The organism is Hymenobacter ginkgonis, assembly GCF_009755225.1.
GTDB lineage: Bacteria > Bacteroidota > Bacteroidia > Cytophagales > Hymenobacteraceae > Hymenobacter > Hymenobacter ginkgonis.
This window is the reverse complement of the sequence record NZ_WQKZ01000003.1, coordinates 138471-162759: the sequence shown is the minus strand read 5'-3', so window position 1 is coordinate 162759 and position 24289 is coordinate 138471. Positions and strand designations below refer to the sequence as shown.

The window sequence follows — 24289 nt, the reverse complement described above, 5'->3', positions numbered from 1 at the left end:
GCTTTGGTTTCGCTTTTTGCACTTCTGCTATGTCCTTGGCTCTCGGCATTATTCCGGCCCGCTACGCTTCTACTCGCCTGCCCGGCAAGCCCCTGGTAGACCTGGGAGGCCAAACCATGATTCAGCGCGTAGTGGCCCAAGCCCAGCTTGCGGGGCTGGCCCGCGTGGTGGTGGCCACCGACGATGCCCGCATCCTCGACCACGTGCACGGCTTTGGCGGCGAGGCGGTACTTACGCGCGCCGACCACCCCAGCGGCACCGACCGCGTGTGGGAGGCCTTCGAGCTGCTGGGGCAGCCGCAGGAGGTGAACTGCATCGTTAATATTCAGGGCGATGAGCCGTTTATTCACCCCGAGCAGATAAATAAGCTGGTCGAGCTGTTTGCCCAAAATCCGCCGCCCGCCATCGCCACCCTCCTCAAACCGGTACTGACGGAGGAAGAACTATTCAGCTCGCACCTGCCCAAGGTCGTAACCGACCAGGGGGGTAGGGCGCTGTATTTCAGCCGCCACCCCCTGCCCTACCAGCGCCAGCACCCCACCAGCGAGTGGCTACGCCACCACCGCTACCACCGCCACCTGGGCCTGTACGCGTACCGCCCCGACGTGCTGCGCCAGCTTACCCTGCTCCCCCCCTCGCCGCTCGAAATCGCCGAAAGCCTGGAGCAACTGCGTTGGCTCGAAGCTGGCTTCCCGATTCAAACGGCCATTACCGAGCTAGATGCCTTCGGTATCGACACCCCCGAGGACGTAGTGCGGGCCCAGCAGCGCCTGGGGGGGTAGGGCCACCACCAGGCCTTGCCCGGCTGGCTTCAGCAGGTCAGGTATTGAGGGCGCGCGGCACCACTTCTTTCTCGGCACCGCCTTCTTTGCGCTCTTGCTGCATTTCTTTGGACAAGAAGAAGTTGAGGGCCGTTCGGATGACGGCGATGGCGCCGAGCTTGCCAATTTGCTCCCAGCTAGGCGCAATAGCCGTGGATAGAATGTCGGCCCCGAGTTGAAATTCTAGCGCCAGCGCCAAGTAGCGCGCCAGCGTGAGCCGGATGGCCGTAAAATCGGCGGTGCGGCGGGCCCACAACGCCCGCACCAGCAGCCGGCCCGCCACCAAAATACCCAGCGAAATGATGAGCGCGCCCACCAGCTCGACGCCCAATTTCAGCCACTGCACAGCAGCGACCACCAGGGCCTCGGTTTGCGAGAACAACGTAGCGGGAATTTCTGCCATAGTGCTGCTTCTGTAAGGCCAGCTAGGCCTGCACGGGCGCCAGGCCCAGCGCCGCGCCGCGGGCCAGCAGCAGTTGGTAGGCAGGCGCCCACTCGTTGGGTACTTCGCCTTCTAGGATGGCTTCGAGCACGGCTTCCTTCAGCTCGCCAACTTGGCGCGAAGGCTTGAGGCCGAAGGTTTCCATGATGACCTCGCCGGTAATGACGGGCTTGAAATTGCGCAAATGGTCCTTCGACTCGATTTCGCGCAGCTTCTCCTCCACGATATCGAAATTGTGGAGGTAACGCGCCTTACGCTGGTGGTCTTTGCTGGTGATGTCGGCCCGGCAGAGCAGCATCAGGCGGTCAATGTCATCACCAGCCTCAAACAGCAAACGTCTTACTGCCGAGTCAGTTACAATGTCTTTCGACAAGGCGATGGGCCGCAAATGCAGGCGTACCAGCTTCTGCACCATGCGCATTTCTTCGCCTAGCGGCAGCTTGAGGTCGGTAAAAATGCTAGGTACCCAGCGGGCGCCCTTGTCCTCGTGGCCGTGAAACGTCCAGCCCACTTTGGGGTCGTAGCGCTTGGTGGCCGGCTTGGCAATGTCGTGCAGAATGGCGGCCCAGCGCAGCCACAAGTCGCCGCCGGCGGCGGCCACGTTGTCAAGCACTTGCAGGGTGTGGTAGAAGTTGTCTTTGTGGGCGTGCTGGCCCACCTTGTCGACCCCGTGCAGCAGCGCCATCTTCGGGAAGATGAGTTGCAGCAAACCCGTCTGAAACAGCAGTTTGAAACCGTAGCTCGGTACCGGCGACGCCACAATTTTATTCAGCTCAATGGTGATGCGCTCCTGCGACACAATTTTAATGCGCTCCTTATTGCGGCTGATGGCGTCGTACGTATCGGGCTCAATATCGAAGTTGAGCTGCGACGCAAACCGAATGGCGCGCAGCATCCGCAGCGGGTCGTCGGAGAAGGTGATATCCGGCCCCAGCGGCGTGCGGATGGTCTTGGCCGCTAGGTCCTTCATGCCCTCGTAGCGGTCTACGAGGGCACCAAAATCTTCGGCGTTTAGGCTCAAACCCAAGGCATTGATGGTAAAATCGCGGCGGGCCAAGTCGTCCTCAAGCGTGCCGGCTTCTACCTCGGGCTTGCGGCTTTCGGCGCGGTAGCTTTCCTTGCGAGCGCCCACAAACTCGATTTCGCCGGCTTCCTGGGTGGGCAGCATCGCGGTACCAAAGTTTTTGAATACAGTAACGCGGCCCCTACCCGGCAGCTTGCGGCCCACGGCTTCGGCCAGCTTAATACCGTCGCCAACGGTCACTACGTCAATGTCTTTGCTATCCCGGCGCAGAGCCAGGTCGCGCACGTAACCGCCAATCACGTAGGCGGGTTGACCCAGCTCGTGGGCGGCCTCGGCGATGGTACGAAAGATGGGAAGGTCGGGCAGCGTGGGCGTAGTCATGGGGGGTAGCAAGCGCAAAATTTTGGTGGTTCGCGGCCCCTGGCTGGCAGCGGGTAGCCAGCCAGGGGCCGCGAGCTGCAAAGTTCGCCCTACTTCGCCCTACCCCCTACTCGCGCACCACTTCGAGCGTGCCGCTCGGCCCCAGGCGCACCACCCGCGAGGGCGTAGTGCGGGTAGCATCGTCTTGCCGCCAGTTCACCACATAGTCGGCGCCGCGCACGATGGCGGGGTCCACTTCGGCGTACACGGCCGGAGTGGGTTCGCCAGCTTTGTTGGCCGAGGTGCTGACTAGGCCGTGGCCCATGCGACGTACCACTTTATGGCAAAATTCATCCTGCACAATGCGCAAGCCTACTGTGCCATCGGGCGCAACGAGGCCGGCGGCCACAGCGCGGCTAGCGGGCAAAATGTAGGTAGTGGGGCGCGTTTGGGCGGCCAGGGCAGCCTCTAGCTCGGGGGGCACTGCGGCGGCGTAGCGGGCCAGCATGGCCAGGTCGGCCACGAGTACAATGCTGGGCTTGCCTTCGGGGCGGCCTTTTAGTTTGTATAGTTTCTCGACGGCGCGGGGCACTTCCGCGTCGCAGCCCAGGCCCCACACGGTATCGGTGGGGTAGAGAATAATCTGCTGCATGAGCAGAATATCGACGGCAGCATCAACTTCCTGACGAAAAAAATTCATGGGGCAAAGGAAAGCAGGGGCAATCAAAAACGATGCGGGCCTCGGGCAGCGGCTAGCCAGGGGGTAGGGCGGGCCGTAACCGCGGGGCAAGTCTAGCGTTCAACCAACCCCATCCCTACCCTCCTATTTTATGCCAACCGCCCACACCATCGAAACCGACGTGCTGCGCATTGCCTACGAGCAAAATGGCCCCGCCGATGCGCCAGTAGCCCTGCTGCTGCACGGCTTTCCCGACGACTTGCGCACCTGGGACGAAGTCTCGACGCAGCTAGTAGCCGCTGGCTACCAAACTATTGCCCCTTCTATGCGCGGCTGCGGCGGCTCGAAGTTTCTCAGCCCTACCCCCCCGCGCAGCGGCCAGACTACGGCGCTGGCCCAGGATGCCATCGACCTGCTCGACCAGCTGGGCATCGACAAAGTAATGCTGGTGGGGCACGACTGGGGTGCCCGCGCTGCTTACCTCATCGCTGCAATTTGGCCGGCGCGCGTCGAGCGGCTGGTGGCCATTTCGGTAGGCTACGAAACCGGCATCAAGCCCGGCGATAAGATTCCCGTTGACCAGATTCATGCCTATTGGTACCAGTGGTTTTTCCACTCGGAGCGCGGCCACGAAGCGCTAAAGAACAATCGCCGCGAATTTTGCCGCTACATCTGGCACGCTTGGTCGCCCACCATGCAGTTCGATGAAGCCACCTTCGCACGCACTGCCGCCTCGTGGGACAATCCCGATTGGGTAGAGGTGGTGCTGCATTCCTACTGCTTTCGCTGGGGCGCCGCGCCGCCCGACCCGCGCTACGCGGCGCTCGAGAACCAGCTTAAGCCCCAGCCTACCATTGGCGTGCCAACCACCGTGCTGCACGGCGAGCTAGATGGCGCGAGTTTGGTGGCTTCTTCCGAAGGCAAAGAACAATTTTTCACCGGGCCATACGAGCGGCGGGTTTTGGCGGGGGTAGGCCACTACGTGCCCCGCGAAGCACCCAGCGCCATCGTGGATGCCGTGCTGAGCGTGTAGCATTACGCTGTGCGTCGCCCTACAACACGCTCTGGCACAGCTCGACCAGCACGCCGCCAGCGCTTTTGGGGTGCACAAAGCACACCAATTTGTTATCGGCGCCGCGCTTAGGTTGCTCGTTTAATAAGATAAAGCCTTCGGCTTTTAGCCGCACCATCTCAGCCACAATATCATCGACTTCGAAGGCAACGTGGTGAATACCTTCGGGCTTCTTTTCTAGAAACTTACTAATGGCGCTGTCGGGGCTGGTGCCGGCCAGCAGCTCAATCTTGGACCCGCCAACTTGAAAGAAAACTGTATCGACCGCCTCGCTGGCTACGTGCTCCGTTTTGTAGGGCGCCTGGCCCAGCAAGCGCGTGTAGAGCGCAGTAGCCGCGGCCAGGTCGTGCACCGCTAGGCCCAAATGTTCGAGGTTAGTAAGCATGGGGCCGGGTGGAAGCGAGGCAAATCGCAAATTTATTCTATCCTCGCCCAACTTGTGCACCTCGGTTGCAGTTGTTGAGCATTAATAAGCTATTTTTGCAACAATAAAAAAAACTGTTTAGGCCAAAATTGTGTTACTTACGCAGCCTACACTCAGTTTAGCTTTTACTCGAAAAATCTTTGCCCAGCGTCATGCTTAAGCTACCTATCTATCTGGATAACAATGCCACCACGCCGCTTGACCCGCGCGTGCTGGAGGCCATGATGCCCTACCTGACCGATGTGTTCGGCAACGCGGCTTCGCGCAACCACCCGTTTGGCTGGGCCGCCGAAGAAGGCGTGGATTACGCCCGCACGCAAATCAGCCAGCTCATTAACTGCGACCCCAAGGAGATTATCTTCACCAGCGGCGCTACCGAAGGCGACAACCTCGGCATTAAGGGCGTGTTTGAAATGTATAGCCAACGTGGCAACCACATCATTACCGCTACCACCGAGCACAAGGCCGTGCTCGACACCTGTAAGCACATCGAGAAGCTCGGGGGCAAGGTTACCTACCTGCCCGTAGATGACCAGGGCCTGATTAGCCTTGCTGAGTTGGAAGCTGCCATGACGCCCCAGACTATTCTGGTGACTATCATGTACGGCAATAACGAAACGGGCACCATTCAGCCCATCCGCGAAATTGCCGCCATCGCTCACAAGCACGGCGCGCTGTTTATGACGGACGGCACCCAGGCCGCCGGTAAAATTCCGGTGGATGTGCAAGCGGATGGCATCGACCTGATGGCCTTCACGGCGCACAAAATGTATGGCCCCAAGGGCGTTGGCGCCCTGTACGTGCGGCGCAAAAACCCCCGGGTAAAAGTAACCGCCCAGATGGACGGCGGCGGCCACGAGCGCGGCATGCGTTCGGGTACGCTCAACGTGCCCGGTATTGTGGGCTTCGGCAAAGCTTGTGAATTGGCTCGCCTCGAAATGGCTGCCGATACCGAGCGCCTGAGCAAGCTGCGCGACCACCTCGAAACGGAACTGTTGACCTTGGAAGAGAGCTACGTGAACGGCAGCCGCGCACACCGCCTACCCCACGTAACCAACATCAGCTTCAAATATGTAGAAGGCGAAGGCCTGATGATGGGCGTGAAGGACCTGGCCGTATCGTCGGGTTCGGCTTGCACCTCGGCTTCGCTAGAACCTAGCTACGTGCTCAAGGCCCTGGGCCTGAGCGACGACCTGGCGCACTCTTCGTTGCGCTTTGGCCTAAGCCGCTTCACCACCGACGAGCAAATCGAGTACGCTATCGGCCACGTAAAAGAGGCCGTAACCAAGCTGCGCGAAATGTCGCCACTCTGGGAAATGCACAAGGAAGGTGTTGACCTCAGCACCATTGAGTGGGCCGAACACTAGGGTTCAATTATGAATTGAGTTTAGCCGATTAGAACCTTCTTTCGGATTCCAGTTTCCAATTCATAACTCCTAATTTTTAATTCATAATTAACTAAAGCCATGGCTTACTCCGATAAAGTAATCGACCATTACAGCAATCCCCGCAACGTGGGCACGCTGGACAAAAGCAAAAAAACGGTAGGTACCGGCCTCGTCGGTGCACCTGAGTGCGGCGACGTAATGCGCCTGCAAATTGAGGTGGACGAAGCTACCAATACCATCACCGATGCCAAGTTCAAGACGTTTGGCTGTGGCTCGGCCATCGCGTCGTCGTCGCTGGCCACGGAGTGGCTGAAAGGTAAAACAGTTGACGAGGCCCTGGCCATCGACAACATGGAGATTGTAGAGGAGTTGGCCCTACCCCCCGTTAAGATTCACTGCTCGGTACTGGCCGAAGATGCCATCAAAATGGCCATCAACGACTACCGCGTGAAGAACGGCCTGCCCGCTCTCGAGCTAGAGAAGTCGCACCACTAAGCGACTACCTGCGCAAATGGGTGTCGAAGCGAGACAGCAAGTGCTGTTTTGCTTCGACACCCATTTTTTTTGCCTTATTTAGAATCCTTCTTGGTTGTATCTTTGTTAAGGTATTATCGCGAGCGGAGGTGTTTTACAACGCCCTCTCCTTGCTTGATAACCGCCCACGAACAAGCCAACTAGCTATATGATAACCGTTTCGGATAAAGCCAAGGAAAAAGTTGAGCACCTGATGCGCGATTCGCAGCTCGACGCTACCTACCGTTTGCGTGCCTCAGTGGCGGGCGGCGGCTGCTCAGGCCTAAGCTACAAGCTCGATTTCGACAACGAAACCCGGCCCATGGACCAGGAATTTGAGGACAAGGGCGTGCGCGTAGTGGTTGATATGAAGAGTTTTCTCTACTTGGCCGGCACCGAGCTAGACTTCTCGGATGGCCTGAATGGCAAAGGCTTCCAGTTTCACAACCCAAATGCTTCGCGCTCCTGCGGCTGCGGCGAAAGCTTCTCGGTATAAGCAATATAAATGAAAGCGTGGCGTGTAGTGGCGCTTCCCTGGCTTCACAAAAAAGGCCCTGTGCGCATTGCACAAGGCCTTTTTTATTTTAGCGAGGTACTTAGCTTACTGCTTGCTGAAGCGCAACACTTGCTGTTCCCCTACCCGCAACAGGTAAGAGCCGGGCATCAAAGCCTGCACCTCCACCGCCCCGGAAGGGGGTAAGGCGCCTGCTTGAAGCAAGCGGCCGGTGAGGTCTAGCACCTGCACTGCGGTGCCGGCGGGTGCTAGCACCGTCAGGTGGTCGTGGGCTGGATTAGGGTACAGAACCAAGGCCGTGGCGGCCTCAGTAGCAGCTAGAGCGACTACTTGGCTACTAGTAACCTGGCCACCAGTGTCTACTTGGTGCAGGCGGTAGTACAATAAGCCCGCCGGAGCGCCCAGGTCGCGGGCCGCGTAATGAGAAACTTGGGTAGTTGTGCCGTGGCCTACTTCGTCGGCAACCGTCGTAAATACTTGGCCATCAAGGCTACGCTGCACTTCAAAATGCGCGTTATCTACCTCCGAAGCCGTAATCCAGTTTATGGCAACTCCAGTAGATTGGCGCCGGACCGTGAAGCTGGTGAGTGCTACGGGCAATGGGTTGACGGCCGCATTGGCATCGGTTTTGGCCAGCGCAAAATTACTAAAGGAAGTAAAAGTGCCGGATGTGATGGTGCCGCTGGCATAGCCTCCAGCAGGTGCAGGCGTCGATACATTAATGCCCGAGTTACCGATGTTTTGCCAACCGCTGCCGCTGTTTTTACCGATAGTGAAGCCGGGGCTATTGGGTGTATTCACTTGGTCATCAGTGCCGTATGGAATCGTGACAGTACCACTAAAATTATTGGCTGCTGGCGTAGGGGTAATGGTGTAGAAACGCACCTGCGATACACGCGTGAGGGTAGGCAGCGCTGTGGTGCCAGCAAGTAGGTTGTTAGCGCTGGGGGCTAGGCCCTCGGTCTGCGACACGAGGTAAGAGGTAGCGTCCTGGGCCGTGGCATTGAGGGTAATCGGGCGGTAGGCCGCGCCGCTACCCGTTGGGAAAAACAAATTGGTAAGCGCGCCTGCGGCCGTTTGGCGGGCTAGCGGGCCGTTGATGAAGCTGGTGCTGCTACCCCCATTGATAGTCGCGGGGGCTGTCAGCGTCAGCAGGTTAGTTGCGGTAGTGGTGAGAGTGCCGCTCGTGAGGGTGAGGGCCCCACCCAGTTGCACAGGGGTAGCAAGCATTACCCCTGTCGGGTTATTAATGGCTAGCCCGACGGCTCCATTCAGAATAAACACTCCGCTAATAGTCTGCACCTTGGTACCGGCCAGCAGCACTTGGCTGGTTGCGGAAACCGGGCTTGTTTCTTTGAACTGAAAAGTACCCTGCGACCGCACGTCGCCCGCGATGCGCAGGTCGTTGTTTATAGTGGCGTTGAGTGTGACGCCCGCCCCAATAATCAAATTTCCTTGCACGCTGAGAGTGCTGGCAGTAGCCAGGTAGCCACTGGTAGCTGCGCCCGGTCGGTTGCGCAGGATAAGCGTACCGTAGTTACGCCCCGAAGTAGACAAGGCATAGGACGAAGATGCGTTAGCAGGCAGCCGCAAGTCAAATATTCCCTGCTCCGTGCCTATTAGCACGTTTAGGTTTTCGGCCACAAGCCGATGGCCCAGGCTACTGGCGTGCCGGTAGCTGCCGCCGTTGTAAATGAAGGCCGTGGCCATCGTACCGGCCACTTCAATACCCGCGACGTTGGTACCCGCGGCCGCCCCGCTGGCGTTCGTTACCACGCCTCTATTATAAATAGCGAGCGCCAGCGCTGCGGTAGTGCTACCCAAAGTGAGCGCGGCAGGGGATACTGCATTTGTAGCGGGAACCAGCGCAAAAATTGAGTCTCCTACCCCCGGATTTACCGTCAAAGACTTGATAGCAACGGCCGTATTCTGGTCGATGCTAACGGTGTAGCTGCCAGCCACAAAGCGGTGGTCGAGCAGCACTTCCTCGGTGGCGGCGTTGGGTACGGTGCGGGTGCTCCAGTTGGCGGCGTCGAACCAACTGTTTGTATTAGCGGCGCCGGTCCAGCGCGTGAGCGCCGGCGTGACGGGCAGAACCACGGCCACCGAAGTTGCGCTCCCCGCCGTGGGGTTGGTAACCGTAACCGAGTAGTTGCCAGTAGTGGCAACGGCCGCGGCGGGCACCACCGCCGTGAGCGAAGTAGCCGAATTATAAGCAGTTGCTAAGTCAAGGCCGTTGAAATTAACGACCGCTCCGTTGGTAAAATTGCTACCCCCTACCAGCAGCGTGAAGTCAGCCGAACCGGCTTCCACGGTGCCCGGCGTGAGGCTACTGATGACGGGGTCAACGGTGTTGACGGCCTGCACCTGAAAATTGTCGATGCGTGCTACCCCGCCGCCACTCCCCATCACTACTAGTTGGAAGGTCAGGCTGCGGGGCGAGTTGAGTGCCGTCAAGGCCGACAAGTCGATGACGTTTTCGTTAAAGGCAGTGGTGCCAAGTGAAATGGAGTTACCGTAGGGCACGTAGGCCCCACCATTCAGACTGTATTGCAAGGCCAGTGAAGTTGGCCCCGACGCAGAGCGATACGCTTGCAGGTACAGCTTAAAAGCCGCATACTTAGGCAGCGCTACATCGCCGAGCGAAAATTGAAAATAGTCGGTACTCGTTACCCCCAAACTACCCATGCTGATGGCGCTGCCTGCTACTGCGTTGGCAGTGAAAGCGCTGCCCCCAGTAGCTATTCCGCTAGTACCAGTGATAGTAAATGCTTTGGAGGCAGTAACCGTCGCCGCAACGCCCGATGCCGACGAGGTTGCAGGCACCGATGTAGTTGACGCAAAGCTGCCTGTAGTCGAATTGAAGTCGTAATTAGCGATAGTGGCCTGGCCCCAGCCTAGCAGCGGCGTTAGCAACACAATCAGCAATCCCAAATACCGGCACTTAACAGTAATAATTCTAGTAAAAAGAAGATTCATACGTAAGCAAATAAAAATTCAAGAGTCGCAATATTTTCGCGTTTGCGAAGATAAGCATTTTGATTTTTATTTGAATACTTTCAAGTAGCGCCTTGCTTTCAGGTACTGTTGCTTCTAATTTGTAGTGAATATGCAGGAATAAACTACCCCAACATTACTATATAATAAACAACTAGTTATGCAGATAAATGGACAGAGCAGCTTAACCGTGTGCCCCTAATAAATATTTGATATGCAACGTTTTTTATCATCCATGCGCCGTAACGGCTCCAGCTACTCCCAGAGCGGGTAGTGCTCCAGCTGCACTTCTTGGCCGAAGAAAATACGCGTGCTTTCTTCAAACGAACGGGTGAAATCGCTCACGTAGAAGTGGTGCGCTGGCCCTACCCCCTCGGCCGGCGCAGAGGCAAGCAGTTGCCGGGCCGCCAGGGCCTCGGCCACGGTGGCGGCCACCACATCGGAGGGGTCGAGCACGGCCACGCGGCCCTGGTAGTAGGCCTCCATTTGGGGCTTGATGAGGGGGAAGTGGGTGCAAGCCAGCAGCAGCGCATCAATGCCCTGCAAGGCCGGGTGGTCGAGGTACGTGCGAATAATTTCCTCCGACACCCGACCCGCAAAAAAGCCCTCCTCAATCATGGGCACGAGCAGGGGGGTAGCCAGGGCGTGCAGGTCCACGCCCTGGTCGAGCTGGTCGATTTTTTTGCGGTAGATGTTGGAGCCCACCGTTTGCTTGGTACCGATGAGACCTACCGGCCGGCCGGCGTAGTGCTGGCCCACGTACTGCACTACGGGGTCTATCATGCCTACTACCACGGCTTTAGAACCCACATACTCGCGCACCAGCTCGTAGGCCGCGGCCGAAGCCGAATTGCAGGCAATGAGGATGAGCTTGCAGTGCTGGCGCAGCAGCACATCGCAGATTTTGACGGCGTAGGCCTGGATGGCAGCCGTGCTTTTCTCGCCGTAGGGCAGGTGGGCGGTGTCGCCGAAATACACCAGCCGCTCGTGGGGCAGGTGCTGGGCCACGGCGCGGGCTACAGTGAGCCCACCAATGCCAGAGTCGAAGATGCCAATGGGCCGGGCGGCCGCGGCGGGGGTAGGGGCAGTAGTCATAAGCGCGGGCAAAGGTCGGGCGCCGCCGCCGGCTAGCGATGCACATCGCCAACAACTGATTGCATAAGTCTAGGTTTATTTCTACTTTTCGGACCAGCTACTCAGTTAGTATCATCGTACTATGAGCCGTGTGTTAGCAGAGATAGACCAGGCCCTCACTACCTACGAGGCGCAGAACCGGGGCCGGCCGGTGGCCGTGTACCTGGGCGAGCGCAAGTTTACGCAGCTCACGCTCGATGTGGCAGCGCTGGGGGCGCCACCGGCCCTAAGCACCGCCGCCGGCCGCCCTCTCACCTACCGCAACCTAGAGCTGCTGCGCGATGAAGTGAACTTGGACGGGCTGCGGGTGCTCTAAAAAATTGGCTGCGGACAAGCGCTTTTCTTCCCGAATGCCGCGCGGCCAGTTACTTCGCCGCAAACCGCTCGAGCAGCACAATGGGGCAGTTTTTGTAAATAGTACGGCCAAACTCTTGGTAGCCCAGCTTTTCTGCCAAGCCCCGCGATGGCTTGTTGGCCACGTCGATGATGCACACGGTGCGTGGCTGCGTGAAAGCAGCATCGCCCCAGGCCAGGGCGGCCCGCACCGCCTCGGTGGCGTAGCCGCGGCCGTGCGTGTGCGGGGCTAGCACCCAGCCTATTTCGGGCCAGCCCACGAGCGAGGGCTCCATGGCGCGCTGCCACTCGCCAAAACCAACGGCCCCGATAAACTCGCCGGTGGCTTTTTCCTCCACGGCCCAGTAGCCAAAGCCCTGCAAGTACCACAAGCCCGCGTGGCGCAACAGCTTGGTCCACACTTCTTCGGGGGGTAAGGGCTGGCCGCTTAAGTATTGGTAGAACTGCGGCTGCTGCCACATGGCCACGAAGGGCGCAAAGTCGGTGGCGCGGTGGGCGCGCAGCCGCAGCCGGGCTGTTTCGATAGTTGGTGGGGTCATTATCAAGAATTAAAGCAGCGGCTTGAGCGTGCGCCACACCGTGCGGGCCACCAGCCGGTGCCCTTCGGGCGTGGGGTGGATGCCGTCGCGCTGGTTGAGGCGGGTGATGCCCCCTACCCCCTCCAGTAGGAAGGGGATGAGCAGGAGGTGGTTTTTGGTAGCAATATCGCCGTAGAGCTTCTTAAAGTCGGCGGCGTAGGCGGGCCCCATATTGGGCGGTATCTGCATGCCGGCCAGCACAATGCGCGACTGCGGCGACTGCCGCCGCACGGTGTCGATGATGGCTTGCAGGTTCTTGCGGGTATTGGCCAGGGGCAGGCCACGCAGGCCGTCGTTGCCGCCCAGCTCCAGCACAAACACGCTCACGGGCTGGCGGCTGAGCACCCAGTTGATGCGCGAGCGGCCACCGGCACTGGTTTCACCGCTCAGCCCGGCGTTGACGGCCGTATAGGGCAGGTGCAGCGAGTCGAGAGCTTGCGCGATGAGGGCGGGGTAGGCCTGGTCGGGCTCGACGCCGAAACCCGCCGTAATGCTGTCGCCAAAAAATAGGATAGCGGGTGAGGCTTTGGCCGCTGGGGCGGCCGCAGTAGTAGCAGTAGGCGCCGCAGTTTGGGTTTTGGGCGTGTCGGACTGGCAGCCGGCCGCGGCCAGCGCCAGCAGCAGGGCACTGCCGGTAAGGTATTTCATGAGGTTCAACTTAAAAACAAGCGAAAGTATAAGCCGCCCGGGTGCGTCCTACGTAGCCATAACCAGCAAAGAGACATTTTTCTTCCCCAACTAGTGTTACCAGCTTTTAACTCGTTTTAAAAGAACGGCCTGCTGAACAGGATGTTCTAGTTGGCACAATTAGCGCGGCGGCATGGCCTCTGCTGCCACCTTCCCCCGCAAATTATTTTTAAATGACCAGCCTCCAAGTCGAAAACCTCACCAAAACCTACACCAGCGCCGGGCGCCAGCTCACAGTGCTGCACGAAGTCAGCTTTAGCTTGCAGCCAGCCGATACATTTGCCATTGTGGGGCCCTCGGGCAGCGGCAAAACCACGCTGCTGGGCCTCTGCGCTGGCCTCGACCGCGCCACCAGCGGCAGCGTATGGCTACAAGGTATTCAGCTCGATAAGCTAAGCGAAGACCAACGGGCGGCGGTGCGCAACCAGCACGTGGGCTTTATTTTCCAGAATTTCCAACTGCTGCCGACCCTCACAGCCCTCGAAAACGTGCAGGTGCCGCTGGAACTGCGCGGCGAGCGCAATGTGGCTCGCCAGGCCCAAACCTTGCTCGAACGCGTGGGCCTGGGCGAGCGCGGCCACCATTACCCGGCCCAGCTTTCGGGCGGCGAGCAGCAGCGCGTGAGCCTGGCGCGCGCCTTTGCCAACCGGCCGCAGATTCTATTTGCCGATGAGCCTACCGGCAACCTTGACCCCGACACCAGCGCCACGGTGGTGGATTTGCTGTTCGACTTAAATAAGGAAGCGGGCACTACCCTGGTGCTCGTAACGCACGACCTCGAACTGGCCGCCAAAACGCAGCGCATCATGCGCATGCGCGGCGGCAAAGTAGTAGAGCAAACGGTCGGCACTTCGGTATAAATCATGAAATTCAAGTGGTTAGTAACAATGGCGTGGCGCGACTCGCGCCGCAGCCGGGGCCGGCTGGCGCTGTTTATGTCGAGCATTGTGCTGGGCATCGCGGCGCTGGTGGGCATTAATTCGTTTGGCGATAACCTGGCGCGCAGCATCGGCGCGCAGGCCCGCGAGCTAGTGGGCGCCGATTTGGTGCTGTCTTCGAGCCAGCCGTTTGACTCGACCTTGCGGCCCGCCTTGCGCCGGCTGGGCAGCACCCGCACCGACGAGGTATCGTTTGCCTCGCTCGTCTCGTTTCCGCGCACGCAGGGCGTGCGGCTGGCGCAGGTGCGGGCGCTGGGCGCGGGCTTCCCGTACTACGGCGATTGGGAAACGGCGCCCGCTGCCGCCGCCACCGATTTTAGGGGGGGTAGGGCCCGCGGCGCGCTGGTAGACGACGTGTTGCTCGACCAGTTCAACGCCCGCGTGGGCGATTCGGTGAAGGTGGGTACGCTCACCTTGCCCATTGTGGGGCGCGTACTAAAAACGCCGGGCCAGAGCGGCTTTAGCGCTGCCGTAGCACCCAAGGTGTTTATTCCCATTGATTTATTAAATAAAACCGGCCTTGTGCAGCGCGGCAGCCGGGTGCAGTACCGCACCTACTACCAGTTTCCGCTCGGCGCCGATGTGGCCGCAGCCATCAAGCCCTACCAGGTGCGCTTCGACCAAACCGGCATCGACACCGATACCGTGGCCAGCCGCCAGCAATCGACCGGCCGCGCCTTTCGCGACCTCACGCGGTTTCTGAGTTTGGTGGCTTTTGTGGCGCTGCTGCTCGGTAGCGTGGGGGTAGCCAGCGCCGTGAGTTTGTACGTGAAGGAGAAGCTAGCCAGCGTGGCCGTGCTGCGCTGCTTGGGCGCGAGCGGCCAGCAGGCGCTGCTCATCTACTTGATTCAGACCTCGGGCCTGGGCTTTTTGGGGGCGGCCATTGGGGCGGCTCTGGGCGCGGCAGTGCAATTGGTGCTGCCCAAAGTGCTGGGCAATTTTCTGCCCGTGGAGGTGAGCATGACGGTGTCGCCGGCCTCGGTGGGCCTGGGGCTGTTGACGGGGGTAGCAATGGCGGTGCTATTCGCGCTGCTACCGCTGCTGAGCATTCGGCGGGTGTCGCCGCTCCGCGTGCTGCGCGCGTCGCTGGAAGAGGACACTGCTACCCCCGACCCGCTGCGCGGGCTGGTGCTGGCGCTCATCGGGGCGTTTGTGCTGGGCTTTTCGTACTTCCAAACCCGCGACTGGAAGCTGGCACTAGGCTTCGCGGCTGGGCTGCTGGCGGCGCTGGGGGCGCTGGCCGGGCTGGGCCTGGGGCTGCGGTATTTGCTGCGGCGCTTCTTCCCGAGCAGTTGGAGCTACGTAGGCCGTCAGGGTTTAGCCAATCTATTTCGGCCCCAAAACCAGACGGTTACGCTCATTTTATCGCTCGGACTGGGCACGTTTTTACTGGCCACCCTCTACCTCACGCAGTCGGTACTGCTGGGCCGGGTGCAGCTTTCGGGCGGCAGCAACCAGCCCAATTTGGTGCTGTTTGACATTCAAACCGAGCAGGAAAAGGGCGTCGAGCAACTACTGAACACTCAAAAGCTGCCCATTTTGCAGCGCGTGCCCATCGTGACGATGCGGCTGGCATCTATCAATGGCCGCACCGTCACGCAGCTCAAAAAAGACACCGCCAATGGTATTCCGCCCTGGGCGCTGACGCGCGAATACCGCGTGACGTACCGCGATACGCTCAGCAAAACCGAAAAGCTGATGGCTGGCACGCCGCCACAGCGCGCCGCGGCCGGCGGCCTACCCCGCGTGTCGGTCGATGCCAACTATTTCGAGCGCGTCAAGCTCAAACTCGGTGATACGCTGACCTTTAACGTGCAGGGTGCGCCCATTGCCACGGTCGTAGGCGGCACTCGCGAGGTCGATTGGGGCCGCGTGCAAACCAATTTCCTGGTCGTGTTTCCGTCGGGCGTGTTGGAGCAGGCGCCGCAGTTTCACGTCATTCTCACGCGCACGCCCAGCAACCGCGCGCTGGCCACTACCCAGCAGGCACTGGTGCGCGATTTCCCCAACGTGTCGGCCATCGACCTAGGGCTGATTTTGCAAACGGTGGATGAGATTTTGACTAAAATCTCGTTCGTCATTCGCTTCATGGCGGGCTTCAGCATTCTTACGGGCTTGCTAGTGCTAGCCAGCTCGGTACTCATCAGCCGCTACCAGCGCACCCGCGAGAGCGTGCTGCTGCGCACGCTGGGCGCCAGCCGCAGCCAAATTTTGCGCATTACGCTGCTCGAATACGCCCTACTGGGCTCGCTGGCGGCGCTGGCGGGGGTAGTGCTAGCCAGCCTGGCCGCCTGGGGGCTAGCTTTTTGGGTATTCGAAACGCCGTTTGCCCTCAGCGCTTTGTGGCCGCTACCGTGCTTGGTGCTGCTGGTAGCCGGCCTCACGGCGCTCATTGGCGGGCTCAACAGCCGCTCGGTGCTCAGCCAGCCGCCGCTGGCCGTGCTGCGCGCCGAGGGGTAGGCCTACAGGTAGCCCACCTAGCCCAAACCTTGGGCCTATAACTACCCAGGTTTATATTGCCGAAGAGTAAGTTACGTTGCGACTTTCACCCCCAGCAAAATAGCACTATGGAGAAAAAGGCAGTAAACCCAGGAAAATGGCAGGACGATTTTAGTTTTTCGCAAGCCGTTGAAGTCAGCAATAACTCGCAAACTTTATTCTGCGCCGGGCAGGCCTCAATCAACGAAGAAGGCCAACCGCTACACAAAGGGGATATGGCGGCGCAGTTGACCTTGGCGTTTGAGAATCTTGAAGCTGTTTTAGTTAAAGGAAATTACGGCCTGACGAATATTGTGCGCTTATTAATCTACACCACCGACTTCGACAACTTATTTCAGCATTATAGTATGCTTGCGGCTAAGCTGGAAAATACCACTCCTAAACCAACCGTAACCATTATTGGTGTTAACAGACTCGTGTTCCCTGAATTACTAGTTGAAATTGAGGCTATTGCTGTAAAATAGCAGGAGCCGCCTAACGAGTACAGCGCTCCTGAATCCGCCACAAAGCGAGTTAAGGAGCCGTTAAAAATACTTCTGGAGATTAGGCAGGCTACCAAGAAGCTGTTCGCTTGGCCTAGCTGGGCCACTTAATGCAGCGAACAAGCGGCTTCCCTGCCGCCTGCCTGACTTCCAGAGGATTTCTTGAGTTAACTACTCTTACTTTGTTCAAGAAGCCGGTCTTTTAAGCCGGCTTTTTGTTTTGGCCGCTGCTTACACCTGCTGCCTCCTGCAACGGAGCGGGTTACTTTTGTGCCTATGCCCATCCCTACCCCCCTTGCCAAGCTCTTCGCTGATTTTAATAACCTGCACGTTCTCATTGTGGGCGATGTGATGGTTGATGCCTACGTGTGGGGCCGGGCCAGCCGGCTTTCGCCCGAGGCGCCGGTGCCGGTAGTCAATGTCGAGCGCACCGAACAGCGCCTGGGCGGCGCCGCCAACGTGGCCCTCAACGTGCAGGCGCTCGGGGCTACCCCCCTGCTGTGCGCCGTGGTCGGCGACGACCAGGGTGGCGACCAGCTGCTGCAATTGCTGCACACCCACCAGCTGCCCGCCGATGGCCTCATCCGCAGCGCGCACCGTCCCACTACGTTCAAGCAGCGCATCTTGGCCCACGGCCAGCAGCTGGTGCGCATCGACTCGGAAGTCGAAACTGACCTCAACGCCGAGGAAGCGGCCCAGCTACTAGCGGCCTACGACGACCTGCTGCCCCGCGCCGACGTGGTCATCTTTGAGGACTACGACAAGGGCGTGCTCAATGAAAATATCATTGCAGCATGCGTTGCCCGGGCCCGCGAGCGCGGCATCCCAACCGTGGTTGACCCCAAGAAAAAGAACTTCTTGGCTTACCGCGACTGCACGCTTTTCAAGCCCAACCTGAAGGAACTGCGTGAAGGCCTGAAGGTAGAATTTGGGACACCCGACGCCGACCGCACAGGTTTCGAGGCCGCCGTGACGCGCTTACGCGCCGTGCTCACCCCCGAAATTGTGCTGGTCACGCTGTCCGAATACGGAGTTTTTGCCCAGCAAAACGACGAGAAAACCTACCTGCCGGCCCACCTGCGCTCTATCTCCGACGTGTCAGGCGCCGGCGACACCGTGATTAGCATCGCGGCCTTGTGCGTGGCTCTGCGCCAGCCGGCGGCCTTCACCGCCGCGCTCGCTAACCTCGGCGGCGGCTTGGTGTGCGAGCAGGTAGGCGTAGTGCCGATTGAGAAGCAGCGGCTGCTGGCCGAGGCGGAGGCGGCCGCTTTATAATGCCGCCAAGCTTCGCACGACTCGCGCTGGGTTGCCGACCGCCAGCGAATACGCCGGAACGTCTTTTGTCACCACTGCGCCGGCGCCAATCACGCAGCCGTTGCCGATGGTCACGCCGGGGCAAATGATGGCGCTACCCCCTACCCAACAGTCGTCGCCGATGGTGATGGGATGCGCCAGCTCCAGCGTGCGGCGCACCTCAGCGCCGAGGGGGTGGGTAGCGGCGTAGAGTTGCACGCCGGGCCCAAACAGCACATGAGAGCCGATGGTGATGCGAGCTGCATCAAGCACCACGCAGTTTACGTTGAAATACACGTTGTTACCGCAATAGATATTGCTGCCGTAGTCGCAGTGGAAAGGCGGCTCGATGTACAGGTTTTCGCCAGCGTGGGGCAGCAGCTCGGCCAGAATCTGCTGGGCTTGCGCCGTGAGCAGGTACTCCGTCACGTTGAGGCGGTGCAGTAGGCGCTTGGCGCGGGTACGCGCCGCCAGCAGGGCCGGGTCGAAGGCGGCGTACAGCGCACCGGCCAGCATTTTTTCTTCCTCCGTAGGCATAAATAGCAGGGGTAGAACGCACTACCGCTAGCGATAGGTGGGTTGTTGCTAGCGGCTACTTAGGATAACCAGCAGCCGCAGCAGCCCGAAGCACAGCAGCGGCGTCGTGACCATGGCGGCAATCGCAGTAGCCACGAGCACCCCCGCTTCGGATTTGATGATTTTTCCGAAGAGCCGCCGCCAACCAAAAAATAACAACCCCGCTACTACCAGCAGCACGAGGTAGAAACCAATGCCCGACACGGGCACCACTGGCGACAATAGTAGCATAAAAACCTTTATAGGCAACTAGTTACCCGCGCCACGCCTTCACCGTTTCTACGAACACCTTCACGTTGTCGGGGTTGGTATCGGGGTACACGCCGTGGCCGAGGTTGGCAATGTGGGGACCGCCGGCAAACTCGGCCAGCATAGCTTCGGTGGCGGCTTTTACTTGGGCGGGCGTGCCGTAGAGGGCGCAGGGGTCGAGGTTGCCTTGCAGGGTTTTGCCGGGCGCCTGCTGGCGCGCCTGGCGCGGCGACTGGTTCCAGTCGAGGCCAATGGTGCGGCAGGGCGAGTGGGCGAAGTCCTCCACGGCCCACCAGGCACCCTTGGCAAACACCGTGACGGGCACCAGCGGCGCCAGCGCCGCGCTGATGCGGTTGATGTAGGCCGTTGAAAACTCGGCGTAGTGCGCGGGCGGCAAAATGCCCGCCCACGAGTCGAACACCTGTACGAGGTCGGCACCGGCCGCCACCTGCGCTTGCAGGTAAGCGATGGTCGTAACCGTGATTTTTTCTAATAATTGATGCGCCAGCGCGGGCTCCTGGTAGAGCATTCGGCGGGCTTTGCTGAAGGTTTTGGAGCCGTGGCCCTCCACCATGTAAGCCAAAATCGTCCAGGGGGCGCCGGCAAAACCGATGAGCGGCACCCTACCCCCCAGCTCGCGCTTGGTGATGCGCAGGGCTTCGAGCACGTAGCCGAGGTGCTCTTCGGGGTCGGCCACGCGCAGCTTGGCCACGTCGGCGGCATTTTTTACTACCTCCGGAAAGAGCGGGCCCTTGGCCTCAATCATCTCGTAGGTGAGGCCCATGGCCTCGGGCACTACCAGGATGTCGGAGAAAATAATAGCCGCGTCCACGTTCAAGGCATCGACGGGCTGAATAGTGACTTCGGCGGCCAGCGCTGGCGTTTCGACCAGCTCTTTAAAACCCGACAAGCGGCCGCGCAGCGCGCGGTACTCGGGCAAGATGCGGCCAGCTTGGCGCATAAGCCAGACGGGAGTGCGTTCGGTGGTTTCGCCCTGGGCGGCGCGGAGGAGGAGGTCGTTCTGGAGCATGAGGGGGGTAGCGGGCCGGGGCACGGAGCCGGGCTAAAGCGGGCCGCAAAGGTAACAACCGGCCAGCCCTACCCCCACCGCCAGTCTTAAGCGCGCTGCACAGCGCGCAGCAACTCTTCTTGGCGGCGGCGGGCACGGTCCTCCGTTAGCGAAGCCACTCCCCAGATGGCGGCCGGAATCCAGCCGATAAGCGTCAGGTGCAGGATAAAGCACAGGATAGCCTTGAGAATGTGCCCGTTGAGGAGCATCGACAGGCTCGGGAAGAGAATAGCGAGAAGCATGGCCGCAAAGTACTCAATCTGCCTCTAGCTACGCAAGAGCCACGCGTGAAGTTGAGTCTTCGCCTGCGCTATAAAACCCACCAAATGCCCCCCTACGGCCAGCTACCGAGTAGGCGGGGCGGGCGCGGGCATCCAGTGGGTTACATTGAGAGCCGGGAAACGCGTATTGCCGGGCGCTAGCGGCACCTGGTAGTAGAAGCCCATGCCGCCGGCCTGGTAGGTGGCAATGCGCAGGGCATCCTCGGCGGGCGCGTCGCCCACTCGGTCAGAATTTTCAAACACCAGCACTTGCTGTTGGTGGGCGGGCAGCTGCTCGCTGATGGCAATCCACTCCGGGGTAGGCATTTTCAGTTTCATTTAAGGGGAAAGTGAGGCCAGTACACTAGCCGCCGGACCGGCGCCGGCGCGCCTCCCCCCGCCTACTCGGTGCGGTGAAAGGGCCGAAAATTGGACGACACCGGGGCAGGGGCAAGGGTACCCACCCCGCCGTGCGCCGCGTAAAAAGCCGTAACGGCCGCTTGCAGCCCCGGCTGGTCGCTCAGCGCCACGGTGGCAAATACATCGCGCCCATCAAGGGGGGCGGCTAAGGCGCTGAGGCGGCAGCCCTCAATGCCGAAGGGATGCTCCAGAAAGAGGGGTAGGCCATCGAGGGCCAGGTGGTGGTGCTGGTAGCGCCAGGCGTGGTCGAAGGCGAGCCGGCTGGCGTTGGTAGCGGGCTCGGTGGGCACAAAGCCCAGGCTGCGCAGGTAGGTATCAGTCATGGTACCCTGCATACGCAGAAAAACTAAAAACCACTGAAAATCAAAGCATAATACTCAGATACTGGCCAGCCCTACCCCCTGCTCGGCCCTCGAGCGCCCGCCGCTAAGTGGGCAAAGCTGGCAGCTCGATGTAGAACTTGGCGCCTGCTCCTTCGGCGCTTTCCAGCCAAATGCGGCTCTGGTGCAGGTTGAGGATGGTTTTGATGATGGACATACCCAAGCCATTGGCTTTTTCGCCCCGCAGGCCAGGGCGCCGAGACCTGGTGAAGCGCTCAAATAGCCCTTCCTGCAAGTCTGCCGGAATGCCAACGCCCGTGTCAGTCACCGTCAGCAAGGCGTGCTCGCCATTGCGCTCGACGCGCAGGCTGATGCTGCCCCCATCGGGCGTAAACTTGATGGAATTGGAAATGAGGTTGTTCACTACTTGCTGGAATTTATTAACATCCAGGCTTGCGTAAATCGGCTGCTCGGCAGCTTCGAAGCTGAACAGCAGGCCCATATGCTGCTGTGACTGCCGGTATTCATCTATCACCAGGCCGAGCAGGTGTACCAACTCGGTGCGCTCCCGCTTCAACTCTATGTTAGCCGATTCGAGAAATTCATTATCTACAAAATCTCGAATCAGGGTTACGCCCTGCGTACAAGCCCGCTGCATGAGGCGCAGCAGTTCAGTCCCCATGTCGCTGATGCCTTCGACCTCCCAACTCAGCTGCTCGGTTAGCTGCTGCATCAGGGCAAGCGGGGTGGCTAGGTCGTGGGCCAAAATTTCGAGGGTAGCGTCTTTCTTCGTATTGAATTTCTGCGCGTTGAACTCGTTTTTTTTAGTAGGCGTAATGTCGCGGATGCTGCCCGTGAGGTGCGCTGGGCCGTTGGCCGCTTGCACCTGCATCACACTCACACTCAGCCACTGCATGTCGCGCGCGCGGGTCAGGCGCAGCTCCACATCCTGCACCGGGGTGCCGGGCGGAGCCGCGGCCAACAGCTGGCCGAGGTAGTGCCAGTCGTCGGGGTGCACGCTGGCCAGCAAACCGGGCAGGTCATCGGCCAAATGGCGCACGGGGTCGCCTAACAGCTGCTCGTACACCTCACTTACGTACACCACGCGTTGCTCGCTCAGGTCGTAGGCAAAGTACAGCACATTGCTATGTTCTAGCAAAGGGCGTAATAACTCTAAATAGTCAGGCATACCCGAAAATAGGCGTTGGCGCGTTAGCCACAGTTGGCTTGGGCGGCTGGCAGCGCCGTAGAGTACGGGTTATCCTCCCGGTAGTTTTGCTGAGCCTGGGGCAGGGCGGCAGGCCGCAGCCAACCAGCCGCACCCCTACCCCCTTATTTTGGCCAGGGCCAGCACGGCCTGGGCATGCCAGCCTATCATTGGCATAAACCCGCAGCTGCTGGGCGGGCCCTTGCGCTTATGTGGCTTGGCGCCAGCACCCAGGGCTAGTCTTTCGCCTGGTTATCTTCCAGGTGTGCCAGCACCTCGTCAATGGTTAAGGCGCCGCGCACGAACTGGTCGAGCAGCCACCGCTCGTAGGCCGTAGCCGCCAGGGCAGTGGGCTGGGTAAATTCCAAAGCGGCCGTCACCATACGCTGGCGGGCCTGCTCGGTAGCAAGAATAGATGGATAGAAGTTCACTGGCAGAAAAAGATAAAAAACACAGTCCTCAAAGGTACCATGCGCCAGAAATTACACCAACGTATTAATGCTGATTTTGCAAGCAGTAAATACGTATTTTATCCAAATATTAATGGCATTGCATAGATTTATGCCTTATTAAACACCAAATAGTTATACTGTTCATTTAGAGCTTAGCGCCTCGAGCATAAAAATGCCCCAACCGGCGTGGCTGAGGCGTCTTTATGAAAGGGCAGGAGTAACGCGCCGCAGTTAGCGCGAGGCTTGCAGGCGGCACACTTCACTCCAGCTTATCTCACCAGCAATGTAGCGGTCGTACAGCTGATGAATGTACACGGGCACGCTCGGTACAGTAGGGCTAGGCGTAGCGGTAGCGGGTGTTAGGTTTAGGCCACCGGTGGCAATAGGTAGTGTGTGTTTCATAGTGGTGAAGAACGAGAGTATGTAAACGCAAATTTCGGAACTCTCTCCCGCTACACTACTTAGCAAAACACTGAATTTTCACAGGCGAAATACGTAGTTTAGAGGCAATACGGGGTAGTAACACCTCAAAATAGCCTATTTTGGCCGGAGCCGGCCGCTACCCTACTCCCATATTTGGGAAGGCCTCACTAGCTGGCCAATAGCCAGTTGGGTCGGCCGCTCGCTTCTTATGGCTAACCTTTGGCTGCACTAGCTCCTATTTAAGGAGCCGAACCCGTAGCGCAGGTAGCAGGAGACAAGCCCGGCCAAAAACAGCATATCTAACCAAACAGCAAGCTTCGTGGCAACCGGGCTTCGTTGTTGCTCGCCAAGCCTTTCTCGGGCCGAATAGATAGCGGCTGCCTGCTAGCTAGTAGCGCAGCTGCCCATCGCTGTCTACCCACATGGCTGGTTTTGGGCCAGTTGCTACCCGCGGCTTCGGCTGCTCACGCTTGTCAAAAAACACGAAATACAGGACGCCTACTAGCGGCCCTACTAAAAGGGAACTGAGCAGGCGGAGGTGCCAGTATTGGTCGGCACTCATGTGCCAATGGTGGGCAACAATCTTAAGGAGGAATTCCATACCTGAATGTACACAACCCCAACGGCTTTAACAAACCTAAGCTGGGCCTTCTCTAAGCGCAGGCACTAGCCGCAGTTTTTGCCAAACCCAGTCAGCTTATTTATTAGTAAAATTCAAACTATTATTTAATCCATTCTAAAGCCTAGCTCGTAAGTGTGGCGAACTATAAAAGCAGCTTACCCGCTTCTTGCCACCACTCATAGCAAGTTCAACCGTTCAGGTTGGACTTGCTATTTTCCCCATTACGTGCATTCGCGCCCGTTTCAAGCTACCTAGCATTCCATGCAAGTTTCTCCTTTTTATTCGAACTCACCAGGTATGGCAGTCGAGAGCCTTTGGCACGACAACGATGAGTGCGAGATTGGGCTAAGCCTCCCACTGTATGCGCGCAAATATGATGTAAATCAGACTTTAAAGCACTGCCAGTACTGCGCCCTACTAAACCAGCCTTACCAAGGCCACAAGTGGCTACTAGCTAAGCCAACCAGCCTACAACTTTACTAAACCAAAAAG

At 59.2% G+C, this 24289-nt stretch carries 28 protein-coding genes; 10 read left to right on the top strand and 18 right to left on the bottom strand.

All coding sequences use genetic code 11. The features are described 5' to 3' along the window. Positions 1-29 precede the first annotated feature (29 nt). Positions 30-782, top strand: a complete 753-nt coding sequence (gene kdsB / locus GO988_RS12080) for a 3-deoxy-manno-octulosonate cytidylyltransferase (protein ID WP_157565743.1) — start codon at positions 30-32, stop codon at positions 780-782. A 37-nt stretch (positions 783-819) separates the two neighbouring features. On the opposite strand, the gene GO988_RS12075 is transcribed toward kdsB, so the two are convergent. The 3 genes from GO988_RS12075 to GO988_RS12065 all read right to left on the bottom strand — a co-directional run bounded on the left by GO988_RS12075 (position 820) and on the right by GO988_RS12065 (position 3347). Then, positions 820-1224, bottom strand: a complete 405-nt coding sequence (locus tag GO988_RS12075) for a DUF1622 domain-containing protein (protein ID WP_157565741.1) — start codon at positions 1222-1224, stop codon at positions 820-822. Between the two features lie 22 nt (positions 1225-1246). After that, positions 1247-2668, bottom strand: coding sequence for a CCA tRNA nucleotidyltransferase (locus tag GO988_RS12070; RefSeq protein WP_157565739.1), 1422 nt, complete (start codon positions 2666-2668; stop codon positions 1247-1249). Between the two features lie 106 nt (positions 2669-2774). Next, positions 2775-3347: an L-threonylcarbamoyladenylate synthase gene (locus GO988_RS12065; protein WP_157565737.1), complete on the bottom strand. Its 573-nt coding sequence runs from the start codon at positions 3345-3347 to the stop codon at positions 2775-2777. A 130-nt stretch (positions 3348-3477) separates the two neighbouring features. On the opposite strand from GO988_RS12065, the gene GO988_RS12060 reads away from it, so the two are divergent. Next, the gene (locus tag GO988_RS12060) at positions 3478-4359 is read left to right on the top strand and encodes an alpha/beta fold hydrolase (RefSeq protein WP_157565735.1); all 882 of its coding nucleotides are present in this window, start codon (positions 3478-3480) and stop codon (positions 4357-4359) included. Positions 4360-4378: 19 nt separating this feature from the next. Here GO988_RS12060 and mce read toward each other — a convergent pair whose 3' ends face one another. Beyond that, positions 4379-4783, bottom strand: coding sequence for a methylmalonyl-CoA epimerase (gene mce / locus GO988_RS12055; protein ID WP_157565732.1), 405 nt, complete (start codon positions 4781-4783; stop codon positions 4379-4381). A 191-nt stretch (positions 4784-4974) separates the two neighbouring features. Here mce and GO988_RS12050 point away from each other — a divergent pair, with 191 nt between their 5' ends. The 3 genes from GO988_RS12050 to GO988_RS12040 all read left to right on the top strand — a co-directional run bounded on the left by GO988_RS12050 (position 4975) and on the right by GO988_RS12040 (position 7219). Then, positions 4975-6189 carry an IscS subfamily cysteine desulfurase gene (locus GO988_RS12050; protein ID WP_157565729.1) on the top strand — a complete coding sequence of 405 codons (1215 nt, stop codon included), beginning with the start codon at positions 4975-4977 and terminating at the stop codon, positions 6187-6189. Between the two features lie 99 nt (positions 6190-6288). After that, entirely contained in the window at positions 6289-6705 is a 417-nt protein-coding gene (iscU, locus tag GO988_RS12045) for a Fe-S cluster assembly scaffold IscU (protein ID WP_157565727.1), read from the top strand. 187 nt (positions 6706-6892) lie between these two features. After that, positions 6893-7219, top strand: a complete 327-nt coding sequence (locus tag GO988_RS12040; RefSeq protein ID WP_068335803.1) for a HesB/IscA family protein — start codon at positions 6893-6895, stop codon at positions 7217-7219. Between the two features lie 105 nt (positions 7220-7324). On the opposite strand, the gene GO988_RS12035 is transcribed toward GO988_RS12040, so the two are convergent. Both GO988_RS12035 and murI read right to left on the bottom strand, forming a co-directional pair. Continuing rightward, positions 7325-10216: a T9SS type A sorting domain-containing protein gene (locus tag GO988_RS12035; RefSeq protein ID WP_157565723.1), complete on the bottom strand. Its 2892-nt coding sequence runs from the start codon at positions 10214-10216 to the stop codon at positions 7325-7327. Positions 10217-10489: 273 nt separating this feature from the next. After that, the gene (gene murI, locus GO988_RS12030) at positions 10490-11329 is read right to left on the bottom strand and encodes a glutamate racemase (protein ID WP_157565721.1); all 840 of its coding nucleotides are present in this window, start codon (positions 11327-11329) and stop codon (positions 10490-10492) included. Positions 11330-11450: 121 nt separating this feature from the next. Here murI and GO988_RS12025 point away from each other — a divergent pair, with 121 nt between their 5' ends. Further along, positions 11451-11684: a hypothetical protein gene (locus GO988_RS12025; RefSeq protein WP_157565719.1), complete on the top strand. Its 234-nt coding sequence runs from the start codon at positions 11451-11453 to the stop codon at positions 11682-11684. Positions 11685-11733: 49 nt separating this feature from the next. Here the strand turns inward: GO988_RS12025 and GO988_RS12020 are convergent, their stop codons facing one another. After that, on the bottom strand, positions 11734-12261 hold the full coding sequence (locus GO988_RS12020; protein WP_157565716.1) for a GNAT family N-acetyltransferase: 528 nt from the start codon (positions 12259-12261) through the stop codon (positions 11734-11736). 9 nt (positions 12262-12270) lie between these two features. Next, positions 12271-12948, bottom strand: a complete 678-nt coding sequence (locus tag GO988_RS12015; RefSeq protein WP_157565714.1) for an arylesterase — start codon at positions 12946-12948, stop codon at positions 12271-12273. A gap of 212 nt (positions 12949-13160) precedes the next feature. On the opposite strand from GO988_RS12015, the gene GO988_RS12010 reads away from it, so the two are divergent. The 4 genes from GO988_RS12010 to GO988_RS11995 all read left to right on the top strand — a co-directional run bounded on the left by GO988_RS12010 (position 13161) and on the right by GO988_RS11995 (position 18181). Next, the gene (locus GO988_RS12010; protein ID WP_157565712.1) at positions 13161-13847 is read left to right on the top strand and encodes an ABC transporter ATP-binding protein; all 687 of its coding nucleotides are present in this window, start codon (positions 13161-13163) and stop codon (positions 13845-13847) included. A gap of 3 nt (positions 13848-13850) precedes the next feature. After that, complete coding sequence (locus GO988_RS12005) at positions 13851-16385, top strand: ABC transporter permease (RefSeq protein WP_232341503.1); 2535 nt, start codon at positions 13851-13853, stop codon at positions 16383-16385. A gap of 107 nt (positions 16386-16492) precedes the next feature. Continuing rightward, positions 16493-16888 carry a RidA family protein gene (locus GO988_RS12000; protein WP_157565710.1) on the top strand — a complete coding sequence of 132 codons (396 nt, stop codon included), beginning with the start codon at positions 16493-16495 and terminating at the stop codon, positions 16886-16888. A gap of 294 nt (positions 16889-17182) precedes the next feature. After that, positions 17183-18181, top strand: a complete 999-nt coding sequence (locus tag GO988_RS11995; RefSeq protein ID WP_157565708.1) for a bifunctional heptose 7-phosphate kinase/heptose 1-phosphate adenyltransferase — start codon at positions 17183-17185, stop codon at positions 18179-18181. Here the strand turns inward: GO988_RS11995 and GO988_RS11990 are convergent. From GO988_RS11990 to GO988_RS11945, 10 genes are all read right to left on the bottom strand, one after another. Then, positions 18176-18736 carry a sugar O-acetyltransferase gene (locus tag GO988_RS11990; protein WP_157565705.1) on the bottom strand — a complete coding sequence of 187 codons (561 nt, stop codon included), beginning with the start codon at positions 18734-18736 and terminating at the stop codon, positions 18176-18178. The genes GO988_RS11995 and GO988_RS11990 overlap by 6 nt on opposite strands. A gap of 48 nt (positions 18737-18784) precedes the next feature. After that, positions 18785-19006: a hypothetical protein gene (locus tag GO988_RS11985; protein WP_157565703.1), complete on the bottom strand. Its 222-nt coding sequence runs from the start codon at positions 19004-19006 to the stop codon at positions 18785-18787. 22 nt (positions 19007-19028) lie between these two features. Further along, positions 19029-20054 carry a uroporphyrinogen decarboxylase gene (hemE, locus tag GO988_RS11980; protein ID WP_157565701.1) on the bottom strand — a complete coding sequence of 342 codons (1026 nt, stop codon included), beginning with the start codon at positions 20052-20054 and terminating at the stop codon, positions 19029-19031. An 86-nt stretch (positions 20055-20140) separates the two neighbouring features. Continuing rightward, on the bottom strand, positions 20141-20335 hold the full coding sequence (locus GO988_RS11975; protein WP_157565699.1) for a YqaE/Pmp3 family membrane protein: 195 nt from the start codon (positions 20333-20335) through the stop codon (positions 20141-20143). Positions 20336-20437: 102 nt separating this feature from the next. After that, entirely contained in the window at positions 20438-20692 is a 255-nt protein-coding gene (locus GO988_RS11970) for a DUF551 domain-containing protein (RefSeq protein ID WP_157565697.1), read from the bottom strand. Positions 20693-20754: 62 nt separating this feature from the next. Further along, positions 20755-21108, bottom strand: coding sequence for a hypothetical protein (locus GO988_RS11965; protein WP_157565695.1), 354 nt, complete (start codon positions 21106-21108; stop codon positions 20755-20757). A gap of 91 nt (positions 21109-21199) precedes the next feature. Then, a complete protein-coding gene (locus GO988_RS11960; protein WP_157565693.1) occupies positions 21200-22282 on the bottom strand; it encodes a PAS domain-containing sensor histidine kinase in 1083 nt (360 codons plus the stop codon). 254 nt (positions 22283-22536) lie between these two features. Then, complete coding sequence (locus tag GO988_RS11955) at positions 22537-22731, bottom strand: hypothetical protein (RefSeq protein ID WP_157565690.1); 195 nt, start codon at positions 22729-22731, stop codon at positions 22537-22539. Between the two features lie 252 nt (positions 22732-22983). Beyond that, on the bottom strand, positions 22984-23154 hold the full coding sequence (locus GO988_RS11950; protein WP_157565688.1) for a hypothetical protein: 171 nt from the start codon (positions 23152-23154) through the stop codon (positions 22984-22986). Between the two features lie 409 nt (positions 23155-23563). Then, the gene (locus tag GO988_RS11945) at positions 23564-23776 is read right to left on the bottom strand and encodes a hypothetical protein (RefSeq protein ID WP_157565686.1); all 213 of its coding nucleotides are present in this window, start codon (positions 23774-23776) and stop codon (positions 23564-23566) included. Between the last annotated feature and the right edge of the window lie 513 nt (positions 23777-24289).